9 protein-coding genes and 3 pseudogenes are annotated in these 11,767 nt (G+C 68.7%); 5 read left to right on the top strand and 7 right to left on the bottom strand.

Annotated features, from left to right (window positions below; translation table 11 throughout):
- Positions 1-23 precede the first annotated feature (23 nt).
- Positions 24-1,400 carry an MBL fold metallo-hydrolase gene (locus AB0E02_RS03975; RefSeq protein WP_362135706.1) on the top strand — a complete coding sequence of 459 codons (1,377 nt, stop codon included), beginning with the start codon at positions 24-26 and terminating at the stop codon, positions 1,398-1,400.
- Positions 1,401-1,542: 142 nt separating this feature from the next.
- On the opposite strand, the gene AB0E02_RS03970 is transcribed toward AB0E02_RS03975, so the two are convergent.
- Positions 1,543-1,824 (bottom strand): metal-sensitive transcriptional regulator, encoded by a 282-nt coding sequence (locus AB0E02_RS03970; protein ID WP_030413348.1) that lies wholly within the window; start codon positions 1,822-1,824, stop codon positions 1,543-1,545.
- A 52-nt stretch (positions 1,825-1,876) separates the two neighbouring features.
- Between AB0E02_RS03970 and AB0E02_RS03965 the strand changes: the two are divergent.
- The 3 genes and pseudogenes from AB0E02_RS03965 to AB0E02_RS03955 all read left to right on the top strand — a co-directional run.
- Positions 1,877-2,032: pseudogene (locus AB0E02_RS03965) on the top strand (transporter); the annotation flags it as partial.
- 801 nt (positions 2,033-2,833) lie between these two features.
- A complete protein-coding gene (locus AB0E02_RS03960) occupies positions 2,834-4,939 on the top strand; it encodes an FAD-dependent oxidoreductase (RefSeq protein WP_362135703.1) in 2,106 nt (701 codons plus the stop codon).
- Complete coding sequence (locus AB0E02_RS03955) at positions 4,936-6,795, top strand: thiamine pyrophosphate-binding protein (RefSeq protein ID WP_362135701.1); 1,860 nt, start codon at positions 4,936-4,938, stop codon at positions 6,793-6,795. Before AB0E02_RS03960 ends, AB0E02_RS03955 begins: the two co-directional genes overlap by 4 nt.
- A 219-nt stretch (positions 6,796-7,014) precedes the next feature.
- Here the strand turns inward: AB0E02_RS03955 and AB0E02_RS03950 are convergent.
- Positions 7,015-7,375, bottom strand: a pseudogene (locus AB0E02_RS03950) (serine hydrolase); the annotation flags it as partial.
- 167 nt (positions 7,376-7,542) lie between these two features.
- On the opposite strand from AB0E02_RS03950, the gene AB0E02_RS03945 reads away from it, so the two are divergent.
- Positions 7,543-8,163: a DinB family protein gene (locus AB0E02_RS03945; RefSeq protein ID WP_362135699.1), complete on the top strand. Its 621-nt coding sequence runs from the start codon at positions 7,543-7,545 to the stop codon at positions 8,161-8,163.
- Between the two features lie 397 nt (positions 8,164-8,560).
- Here the strand turns inward: AB0E02_RS03945 and AB0E02_RS03940 are convergent, their stop codons facing one another.
- From AB0E02_RS03940 to AB0E02_RS03920, 5 genes and pseudogenes are all read right to left on the bottom strand, one after another.
- Entirely contained in the window at positions 8,561-9,367 is an 807-nt protein-coding gene (locus tag AB0E02_RS03940) for a nucleotidyltransferase domain-containing protein (RefSeq protein ID WP_362135697.1), read from the bottom strand.
- 127 nt (positions 9,368-9,494) lie between these two features.
- A pseudogene (locus tag AB0E02_RS03935) lies at positions 9,495-9,732 on the bottom strand (ATP-binding protein); the annotation flags it as partial.
- Positions 9,733-9,825: 93 nt separating this feature from the next.
- Positions 9,826-10,035 carry a hypothetical protein gene (locus AB0E02_RS03930; RefSeq protein WP_362135695.1) on the bottom strand — a complete coding sequence of 70 codons (210 nt, stop codon included), beginning with the start codon at positions 10,033-10,035 and terminating at the stop codon, positions 9,826-9,828.
- Positions 10,036-10,525: 490 nt separating this feature from the next.
- Positions 10,526-10,888, bottom strand: a complete 363-nt coding sequence (locus tag AB0E02_RS03925) for a hypothetical protein (protein WP_362135693.1) — start codon at positions 10,886-10,888, stop codon at positions 10,526-10,528.
- A gap of 423 nt (positions 10,889-11,311) precedes the next feature.
- On the bottom strand, positions 11,312-11,749 hold the full coding sequence (locus AB0E02_RS03920; RefSeq protein WP_362135691.1) for a VOC family protein: 438 nt from the start codon (positions 11,747-11,749) through the stop codon (positions 11,312-11,314).
- Between the last annotated feature and the right edge of the window lie 18 nt (positions 11,750-11,767).

Raw genomic sequence — 11,767 nt, 5'->3', positions numbered from 1 at the left:
TCGTCCAGTGAGGAGTCGTAGTCGTGTTCTTCGTCGACACCTTGGAATTCGAGGGCCTGGGCAACCGCAGCTACCTGGCCGGTGGGCGTGATGCCGCGGTGGTGGTGGATCCGCCCCGGGACATCGAGCAGGTCATCGCCGCGGCGGCCCGCCGCGGGGTGCGCATCGTCCATGTGGCCGAGACCCACGTGCACAACGACTACATAACCGGCGGACTGGAGCTGGCCCGCGTCACCGGGGCCCGCTACCTGGTACCGGCCGGGGCGTCGGTCGCCTTCAGCCGGACTCCGGTCGCCGACGGGGACGCATGGACGGTGGACGAGGGCCTGGTGCTGCGTGCCGTGGCCACGCCCGGTCACACTCCGCACCACACTTCCTACGTCTTGGAAGAGGAGGACCACCCGGTGGCGGCGTTCACCGGCGGGTCGCTGCTGATCGGAGCGGTGGGGCGGCCGGACCTGGTCGAGCCGCGGCTCACCGAGCGGCTGGCCCGTGCTCAGCACGCCTCCGCCCATCGCCTGGCCGACGAGCTGGACGACGACGTTCCGGTGCTGCCCACCCACGGGTTCGGCAGCTTCTGCTCCTCCACACAGGCGGAGGGCGACTCGACCACGATCGGCAAGGAGCGTCGGACCAACGACGCGCTGACCAAGGACGTGGACACCTTCGTCGCCGAGCTGCTCGCCGGACTGGACGACGTTCCCGCCTACTACGCACACATGGGCCCGGCCAACGCCGCCGGACCCGCCCCCATCGACCTCACCCCGCCGAAGCCCGCGAACGCCGAGGAGATCGCCGAGCGGCTGGCGGCCGGGGAGTGGGTGGTGGACCTCCGCCACCGCGTCGCCTTCGCAAAGAGCCATGTGGCCGGATCGTTCAACTTCGAAGGCGAGGGCAAGCTCGCCACCTACCTGGCCTGGCTGATCCCGTGGGGGAAGCCGGTCACCCTGCTGGCCGAGACGCCTGAGCAGATCGCCGCCGCACAGCGTGAGCTGGCCCGGGTGGGCATCGACCGTCCGGCCGCCGCCGCCATCGGCGCCCCGCACGCATGGGTACGGGAGGGCGAGCAGCCGGTCTCCTTCCCGCGCGCCCGCTTCGCCGACCTGGCGACGGTGCGCGAGCGCGGCGAGCAGGTGGTGGTGCTGGACGTGCGCCGGGACACCGAGCGCGCGGGCGGGTTCATCGACGGCTCGGTGCACCTCCCGATCCACGAGCTGCCCGGCCGCCTCGGCGAGGTGCCGAACGGAGCGGTGTGGGTGCACTGCGCCGGCGGGATGCGCGCGGCGATCGCCGCATCCCTGCTGCACGCCGCCGGGCGCGAGGTGGTCGCGGTCGACGACGGCTTCGAGGCCGCCGCCGACGCGGGTCTGACCCTCACCCGTCCCGACAGCACCGATTGATTGCCGTACCGCACGACGAGCCCGAAGGATCCCCCATGTTCTCGCCCGGCCTCATGCTCGTCGACGCGCTCACCTGACCGTCGCGCGCCGCAGCGCCCGACGACGTGCATCCAGGCCGCCGTGCATGCAAGCCGCCGTGTGCTCAGGCCAGTGAGAGGAACAGCTTCTCCAGCCGGGTGCGCATCTGCTCCCGGTCCCCCGAGGCGGCCATGTCCGCATCGGTCAGGCAGTGCTGCAGACCGGTGGCAATGATCGCGAAACCTGCCTTGTCCAGCGCCCGGGAGGCCGCGGCGAGCTGCGTGACCACCTCCTCGCAGTCCCGCCCCTCCTCGATCATCCGGATCACACCGGCGATCTGCCCCTGCGCCCTGCGCAGCCGGTTGACCACCGTCTTCAGTTCCTCAGCCGCCATCGCCAGTTCCACAACCCACACTCCTTCGCAGATACCCCCGTGGGTATCCTAACCACGGCGCCGGCCCCGGGCCCTCCTGCTGTCCGCGGGCGTAGCCGGCGGCCTGGTCTTCTCCGCCCTCACCGACACCTGCGGCATGGCCAAGATCCTCGCCAAACTCCCCCACAACCAGCCCAGGGCCACCGACCTGGAGACCACCCTCGCCGCCCTGACCGGCTGACACCGCCGGGCCCACGAGGAACCGCCACGTGCCACGGTGAGCATCCGGTGGCGGAGGACGAGGCCCCGTGCCGGACCCCGCGGACCGGCTCCTCTACGCCCTTCGCCTCGCGGTCGCCCCTCGGCCGCCTCGTCCGGCCCGGCCGACCCGGCCGGACGCGCCGAGGCACCCGATCGAATCCGGCGGCTGAACGACGCGTCCGCCTGGGCGACTTGGGCGTTCTTTCCGTCCTCACCGACCCGGGCAACAGCGCCGTCCGACCGGAGTCCGGCCCGGCCATGATGCGGAACACCGCCTACGGCATGGCGCCCGCTCCCCCACCAGACCTCCGCCAGGGCCACCAGACCTCCGCAGTCGGACTGAGCCTGACGGCGGTTCTCTTCCACTGCCCGGCCGGAGCGGACGGTCCGAGCGAGCGCCGCGACCCCTCGACTGGCGCACGGCCGTTTGAGAGTTTCCGATATGCCCGGAATATTCGAAACGGGTATGCACGCCTTTCCATGGCTACGTTCTGTAGCCGCACGCCCTCCACCGTGATCCATCCAGTGTCCCGTCCACGAGGAGTTCCCGCATGACCACACCCCGGGTGCGCCCTGAGCCGGCGCCCGCCATGGACGAACAGTTCGAGGGCGGCAGCACGAACACGGCGCAGTTCCGCACCACCCAGGGCATGGTCTACGCCTCCACCCCTCCCCATCACGCTCCGCCACCACGCCCCGGGCGGTCCACTGCCCAGGCACTGACGGGCCCCTCCCTCCACCTCATCCGGCACTCCCCCACCTCTGACATAGGAAGCGACGCATGGACAACAGTCCCCTCACCGTCCCCACCGTCCCCCCGTCCAGCAACGGCCACGGCCCCGAACCCGAACCGCCCTCGGAAGTCCACCGGCAGCTCGCCCGTGCCCTGCTGCTGATCGGCCCGAACGACGAAGACCTCAAACTGCGCTATCTCAAGACGCTGATCGACAACGGTCTGCCCCCGGCCACCGCCACCGAGCGCAAGCGTGTGCTGATCGTCGGCGCCGGCATCGCCGGTCTGGTCGCCGGTCACCTGCTGAAGAACGCCGGTCATGAGGTGACCATCCTGGAGGCCAACGCCAACCGGGTGGGCGGCAGGCTGAAGACCTTCCGTACCGAGGACCCGAAGCATCCCGCGTTCTGGGACGAGAAGCAGTACGCCGAGGCCGGCGCGATGCGGATTCCGGACTTCCACCCGCTCACCCTGGCCCTCATCGACAAACTCGGCCTGACCCGCAGGCTGTTCTACAACGTCGACATCGAACCGGGCACCGGCTGCGAGAACGTGCACGTCCCCCCGGTCGTCTACCGCTCCTTCAAGAACAACGAGAAGTGGCAGTACGGCAACGAGAGCCCCCAATTCAAGGCCCCGAACAAGGCCAGCCGCACCTGGATCCGCACCAACCGCGTCCAGGTCCGCCGGAGGGACTACGCCCTCAATCCACGCCCCGTCAACGAGGGCTTCAACCTCTCCGGCGGCGAGGCGTGCACGCAGGTGTCCCAGCTGGTCCACCAGGCACTGGAACCGGTCCGGGACTACTACTCCGTGCTCAAGCCCAACGGCGAGCGCGAGAACAAACCGTTCGAGCAGTGGCTGGACGGCTGGGCCAGGGTCATCCGGGACTTCGACGGCTACTCGATGGGCCGCTTCCTCCGGGAGTACGCGGGCTTCAGCGACGAGGCGATCGAGGCCATCGGCACCATCGAGAACATGACCTCCCGCCTCCACCTGGCCTTCTTCCACACCTTCCTGGGCCGCAGCGACATCAACCCCAACGCCACCTACTGGGAGATCGACGGCGGCAGCTGGAAACTCCCCTACCGGCTCGCGGACGGCCTCAAGGACAACATCCAGATGGGCCAGCGGATGACCCGCCTGGAATACCTGGACCCCTGGAGCGACGGCGCCACCAGCCGGGTCACCCGGTCGGCCTTGCACCGGGTGGAGATCGACACGGTGAGCGAGCAGGACCCCCAGGCCCCGCCGCAGACCTGGGAAGGCGACCTGGCCATCGTCACCGTCCCCTTCTCCAGCCTCCGGTTCACCCGCGTGAACCCGCCGTTCTCGTACAAGAAGCGCCGCGCCATCATCGAGACCCACTACGACCAGGCCACCAAGGTGCTGCTCGAATTCTCCCGCCGCTGGTGGGAGTTCACCGAGGAGGACTGGAAACGGGAGCTCGGCGAAGACCTGTACCGGTGGTACCAGCAGCAGGGCGAGGACGAGGCCGAGGCCGCACTGGCCATGCCGGAGCACCTGCGCAACGCCCCGCACGGGCCGCTCGGCCTGCTCAGCGGGGTGGCGGACACCGAGGTCAGCGAGGCGCAGCTGAAGCACTACCGCAACTGGTCGCTCCAGCACGCGCCGGTCCGGGAAGCCAGCCACGTCTTCGGCGGCGGCTCCACCACCGACAATCCCAACCGCTTCATGTACTACCCCTCCCATCCCGTCCCAGGCAGCGAAGGCGGCGTGGTCCTGGCCAGTTACAGCTGGTCGGACGACGCGGCGCGCTGGGACTCCATGGAGGACGACGAGCGCTACATCTACGCCCTGCGCAACCTCCAGACCCTCCACGGGCGCCGCATCGAGGCGTTCTACACCTTCCACGGCCGGACCCAGAGCTGGCTGCGCGATCCGTACGCCTTCGGCGAGGCCGCCGTCTACACCCCGCACCAGATGACCAGCTTCCACCTGGACGCGATGCTGCCGGAGGGCCCGATCCACTTCGCCGGCGAGCACATCTCCCTCAAGCACGCCTGGATCGAGGGCGCGGTGGAGACCGCCGTGGCCGCCGCCATCGCCGTCCACGAGACGCCGCGGCCGGCCGACCTCGCCGCCATGGAAACCGCAGCAGCAGCCCGTCCGCAGGAGGTTCTGACGTCATGACGACCACCAAACCCACCGCATGGAACGTGGGCCGCTACCTCGCCACCCGCCTCCAACAGCTCGGTGTCACCCACCTTTTCGGGGTGCCCGGCGACCATCTCGGCCCCTTCCTGTCGATCATGCAGGAGACCACCGACGTCCAGTGGATCGGCACCCCCACCGAGGTGGGAGCCGGTTTCGCCGCCGACGCCTACGCCCGGGCCAAGGCCGCCGACGCCGACCCGGACAAGGGCGAGGTGGCCATCGGCGCGGTCGCCGTCACCTACAGCGTGGGCTCCTTCAACCTCCTCAACCCCATCGGCGGCGCCTACGTCGAGCAGGTACCGCTGGTCGCCATCAACGCGGCCCCGTCCTACGAGCAGTGGCTCAACTACCAGGCGATCGGCCTGCTCACCTCCCACATGAGCCAGCGCCGCGAGAGCAACCTGGACGTCTACCGCCAGGTCACCGTCGACGCCCAGGTGATTTCCAACGCCGCACTGGCTCCCGTCCAGATCGACACCGCGCTCACCGCGTGCCTGTCCGAGCGCCGGCCGGTCTACCTGGAGATCATGGACGATGTCTGGAAGGCGCCCTGTCCCGAACCGACGGGCACGATCGAACGCCGGGTGCGGCCGTCCACCCTCCGCAACGACGAGATGTGCCGGGCGGCGGTCCAAGCCACCGTGGAACTGATCGACCGCCACGGCAACCCCATCCTGTGGGCCGGTGAGGAGATCGAACGGCAACGGCTGGAAGGAAAGTTCACCGCGCTCGTGGAGAACACTGGCATCCCGTTCTGCACCACCATCGGCGCCAAGTCCGTCGTCTCCGAGAACACCCCGGGCTTCTCCGGCGTCTACAACGGCAAGGCCAGCGATCCCAAGGTGCGCGAGACCTTCAAGGCACACGGCTGCCGGATCGGCCTGGGCACCTGGTCGACGTCGAAGAACCTCGGCGGCGAGCAGGCGCTCGGCGACGACTGGGCGGTCGCCGTACGCGACGGCGTCAGCGTCGGCGCCAGGTACTTCCCCAGCGTCCAGCTCCCGCACTTCATCGAGGAGCTCGACAAGGCCCTGAGCGAACGCTACGGCCACCACGGTCTGGCCGCCGACGCCTTCGCGCACGCCCATGACCAGGGCCTGGACGTACCGGCGAGCACGGACGCCTACCTGTCCGGCCTCAGCTCCTCGGACCAGCCGGCGGACCTGCCGGTGACCTACGACAGCTTCTTCGAGCACATCAGCGCGTTCCTCCAGGAACAGACCACGGGCTCGGGCACCGGCGCCACCACCCCGTACACCGTGATCTCGGACGCCGCGTTCGCCCTGATCGGCTCGATGAACCTGCGCATGCCCGAGCGCGCCTCGTACATCGCGCAGAACAGCTGGCTGTCCATCGGCTACTCGGTCGGTGCCACCACCGGCATCGCCCTCGCCAGGAAGCCGCGGAAGAAGCGCCCACTGGTGTTCGTCGGCGACGGATCGTTCCAGGAAACCTGCCAGGAACTCGCCACCCACGTACGCCAGTTGCTCAACCCCGTGATCTTCGTGCTGGACAACGAAGGCTTCTACGGCATCGAGCAGATGCTGGTCAACCCCTGCTACTTCAAGGGCCGGACGTCCGACGGCGCCGACTTCTACAACGTCCTCCACCCCTGGAACTACGACCGCCTGGCCGAGGTGTTCGGATCCGAGAAGACCCCCATGACCGGCGAGCAGATCCACAACCACGGACAGCTGGCCACCCTGCTGGACCGCATCGCCAACCCGGACGACACCCTCAACACCGGCCCGACCCTGGCCCAGATCAGACTCGCCCGCCATGACTACCCCAAGGCCATGACATACAAGATCAAGGAGAAGTGCCCCGACTGAGAACGGCCGGCGGGGACCATACCGGTGGCACGGTCGAGCCGGTTGAGTGGTCCCCGCCCTACCGGCCCTGCGAGGGCCTCCGGGGCCGGCGACCGGGGAAGCGTGATCACTCCGAGGGCTCTCGCAGAACTTCCGCATCGGTCGTCGTCGTTTGTGAGAGGTCGCGAAGGACGCCTGGTCGAGGCCTTCTGCCGGACCGCCCTCGACCAGCCAGTCAGGTCAGTCCTCGATTGCCTGGTACAACGTGGTCCAGAAGTCGTGGAGGGCCCGCGCCGAATCCGGGGTGGACATCCCGGTCTGGGTGAGCAGGATGCCCACGAGCTGGTTCTCCGGGTCGGCGTATGCAGTGGTGCCGGCTCCGCCGTCCCAGCCGGACTGGCCGATGGGCGCGTAATTCCCCCCGGTAGATACGCACCGCCATCCCGAAGCCCCAACCGCCGTGCTGCCCCGTCCCGTGGGACACATGAACGACGTTGCGGGCCCAGGCTTCGCGGACGGACGTCTGCTCGGGCGTGAGGCGGTTGGTGATCATCAGCTCCACGACGGGCCGGAACAGGGTCCGTTGGTTACCGTGCCTGCCAATTGCTGGGTGAGACCTCATCACGTCGTTCGCCAACGCGCAGCCGACGGGCGACCCTCCTTCAGCAAGCTCAAGGTCTGGTGAGCTCCTCAGAAATGGGGACGCGGCTGCGGTGCTGGCTGTGCCACGCTGACGGGCCGCCCCGGAACACGACCCAGGAGCGTCCGATGACGACACCATCCCGTCTGTCTCCCCTGCTGGAGCAGTTCGACTTCGCACGCCAACGCCTCACCGACCGAATGACCGGGCCGGTCATGGACAGTGGCGACGGGACGGATACCAAGGTAGGCCCGCTGACCGACGAGGAATACCTCTGGGAACCGGTGCCCGACTGCTGGTCGCTACGGCGGCGCGTGGAGGGACCAGGGCCGCGCGCGACCCTCCTGGCCGGCACTGGTGACTGGGGACGCGACGCCGCCTCCTACCCGCATCCTTGGCCGCCGCCCTTCACCACCATCGCGTGGCGCCTGAGCCACCTCAGCGAAATGCTGACCTTGCGCGCTGACCACACCGCCGGCGGCCACGCACTGACCCGGGACGACTACCCCGTCAGCGGCGACGCCGCAGGGGCGGTCGCGGCTTTCGACGCCGGTGCCGCGGCCTGGCGGAACGCGCTACTGAGCGTCGACGACGCCGCACTCGACACCACCGGGTACTGCACCTACCCGCATGGCAGCGATCCGGAAGAGCCGTTCATCGACATCGTGTGGTGGGTCAACCAGGAATTGCTGCACCACGGGGCCGAGGTCGCCCTGTTGCGCGATCTCTACCGCGCCCGACCACACTGACCACCGCCACCAGCGGCTCACGCGGCACAGCAGCCAGGTCCGGTTCAGGAAGGAGTCCTGCGAGGAGAGCGGCGCGGTGGGCAGCCGCAGACAGCGTGGTCGGCCGGGTGGAATTCCGATAGCGACGGGACTTGAGGACGGGACTTGAATCTTGCACCGGTGGAACTTCCTGAGGAACGCCTGCCGGCGCAAGTCCGTCTCGGCGGCCGTCTCCAGGGGCGGGGAAGACCATGCACGGCGCATCTCCTGCCGCCGACTGCAACTCTTCTCCAGCCGCCACGAGTTCACAGACATCGCCGACCAAGCGGCCGAGGAGCGAAGGGCAATTGACACCACTGCTGGGCATCTGGACTCTCCGTGGCCGCTGAGAAGATCAAGTCATGGCGTAGGCCGCCCGTCAGGGACGCAGGGCTTTCTCGCCGTGCACGGCCGTGTATTCGGCGGCGAGCCAAGGGCCGAGGTCGTTGAGGAGCATCCCGAGTACCGCCGGATCGGGTGAGGGTGCACGGCCGATGGACGCGGCGATACGCATCTGCTCGACGCGCTCGGGGTAGTAGCGGCCGAAGAGCTCGGCGGACTGGCCGAGGTCGCTGGTCCAGCCGCCCCATCGGGGCATGATCAGGGTGAATCCGGTGCGGACGATGCGACGGCCGACGAAACGGCTGAGGGCCCGGCGATCGGCGTCCGTGACGGCTTCGGCTGCTTTGGCACGCCAGCGTGGAAGCACGCGGGCGAGGTCACCGTTGGTCTCCCTCGCGAGTAGGGCTGTGGGGCGGTAACGGGGCAGTTGTGCTGCGAGGTCAGGGCCCAGCAACGGGGTGCAGAGGCAGGCGATGAAGAATCCGCCATCGTGACGTTCGAGGTCACTGAGCAGAACCCGCGTGCTGGTCAGCAGGATCCCGACGCCATCGATCTGCGGGAATGCCCGGTCGAGTACGGCCTCGATTGCTTTGGCGTCAGCGCGGTCGGCCTCGGTGGGCTCGTCGTGGAGAGCGAGTTGGAGGTCGAGGTCGGAGACTCCGGGGGTGGCGGTGCCACGAGGGATGCTGCCGTAGAGGTAGACGCTGTGCAGACGCGTGCTGCCGAACGTCTCGCTGATACGAGCACGGGCGGCATCGACGACCGGGACGAACACTGCCGGCACTCGCTCCAGTGCGCCTTCGCGTGCGATCGTCCCGTCGCGGTCCAGCCCTCGTTCATTCATGGGGCCACTGTGCCTTGTGCTGCTGTCTGCTGCCGAGCGGATTTCCGAGGCCGCGTGGTGTCCGCGCACCGCACCGCACCGCACCGCCCGCGCATCCGCCAGCGGGCGGTGCAGCACCGACCCACCACTATCGTGGACGCGACCTCGCCGTCCCCGATCGTTCCCCAAACCCGCGGCTGCGTGCGGCGGCTTCGTGTTCGGTTGCGCGGGCCTGGACGATGGCCAGGCGGTAGGAGTCGGTGCCGGTCTCGATGATGTTGCCGCCGAAGGTGAGACGGTCAACGATGGCGGCGCAAGAGGTGGGGATCGGTGAAAGTCTTGCTCCAGCCGCCGAACGATTCGTTGGAGGTGAGTCCGGATGATGAGGTGGCACGGTGACCAACCACAGTGCAGCAGCGGCTGTCCGACCGCTGACACTGGCTTGGACGAGTCGGCACCTGGAGGTCGGCGAACGGAGCCTACGGACAGCTCTGGTGCTTCGCCCGGCGTCGTCGGTACAGGCCATGCAGGCTGAGGACGACCATCACCCCTGCCGTCAGCGGCCACCACCACGCGCCCCCGTTCTGGGCCATCTGCATGCCCTTCCACAAGAGAGCGATCGAGAGCAGCAGGCCGAGCAGTCCCATGGCGATGTCGAGCGGACCGCCATCCCTGAACACATTCTGCATCTTCGTGTCCTCTACTCTGCGGCTCGCGAATCACGGCGTCGGCAGTGTAGTCACTACCCGCTTAAAGCCATCGTCTGGGTGCAGGTTGAACAATGGGCGCTCATGCGGAGTGACAGTGGTCAGTCCGCGTGCACTCCGTGCCACGCCACCTACGCCGTGACGCCGAGCGAGTGGCGCCGCACGGCATTGGGTGGACACTGCTGACGGCTCAACCTCGCCCTTGCCAGGGGAACTTGGCAGCTACTTGGCAGAAGGCAGCTGGCGCCTGTGCCTGTGTTTGCGGGGCTCGAAGCAGAACCGGCATGAGCGGGATGCGATGACTCGGGGGCGCGAGTCATCGCCATGCTGAAGTGGCACCCGTCGCCCGAAGCAAGGGCACGGCTCCACTGGCCCCGCCAGCCCTACCAGTCCGCCAGCCCAGCCCCAGCCCCAGCCCCAGCCGATCACTGGTTGGGACATGCTCGCCGTCACCCAGGCGCGGCCACTTCGATCACTGTCTCGGCCCGGTCTCCTGCCTCGGCCGAGCCATGAGCAGACCGGCTCCGTCCACCACCCCCATTGCCCCGGCCGCCAGGAAGCCGCGAGAGCAACGCCAGGACAGCACCGACCACCGCGACCGGGCCGAGAACAGTGATCCCGTGCTCAGCCATGCTCCGGCTGAGATCAGCGACAGGGCGGAACCGATCGAGCCGGCCGACAGGATGCTCCCGACCGAGGCAACGGACAGGGTTGAGCCGACGGACCCAATGGACAACACCGACCCCACCGAGCCGATCGACAGCACCGAGTCCTGCGACCACAAGGACAACACGGAGCCGTGGGAGGCGGGACGCTTCGACGGCAGCTTGGTCATGTGACCATCCTGCCCACAGATCTCGCCCGGCAGCACGCGTGGGACGGCTGGGCGGTGTCGCGGCAAGAGCCGCACGCCGGCGAATCCCGAATCGTTCACCACTGACGTGGGGGGGACGAACCGCGCACCCTAAGCACCTCCGCCTCCAGCAGTCATCGCTCCCGATGGGGATCAGCCGCGCACTCCTCCAAGGCTGAGCCTCCTGGCCGTCACCGGCAAGTGCCTGAACGGCCCCGCCTACCACGGATACCTCGACGGCCTGCGCTGCGCCGTGGCCTCCGCCGCAGAGCTCGCCCCGGCCCGCTCCGCTGGGTCGCCTTCGTCCGAACGTTATGGTGCCGACGGGGGCGGACGTCACCGGTGCTGTCCCTGGCGAGGAGTACGCCCGGGATCGTGTCGCCGTCACCGGCCTCGCCGCCGGGCTCACCCGGGGTGCTGGTCGTCCTGCAGGCCGTGCAAGGAGGGGGCGTAGGAGATCCCCACGATCAAGCCCTCCGCAGTGAGAAGTCTGGCCACCGTCTGGCCCCACGGCTCGGTGCGTGCCTGGTGCACCAGCTCGAATCCCGCGCGCTGAAGCTCGGCACCGGCGGCTGTGACGGCATCCGCGTTCACCACCTCGAACTCGATCGATGCCTGTGGGACCACCCGGTCGGCGGGCCACTGGGTCGTGCCGAAGCATGCCTCGGCCGCCTGCGAGAGCGGCCACAGGCCGAAGTGCTTGCTGCCGGGGACGTTCCCGCTGGAGTAGTAGCCGTTGCCTTCCCCCTCCAAAGGGAGGCCAAGAGCCTCGATGAACAGCTTGCGGCTCAGCGGCGGGTCGGCGACGACCACCGCCACGCTCGTGATGAAGAGAACGTCCATGCCTGTGGTGGCACTCCC

This window comes from Streptomyces sp. NPDC048196 (assembly GCF_040652715.1).
Taxonomy (GTDB): Bacteria; Actinomycetota; Actinomycetes; order Streptomycetales; family Streptomycetaceae; genus Streptomyces; species Streptomyces siderophoricus.
The sequence above is the reverse complement of the archived record's forward strand: the minus strand, read 5'-3'. Positions and strand labels throughout refer to the sequence as shown.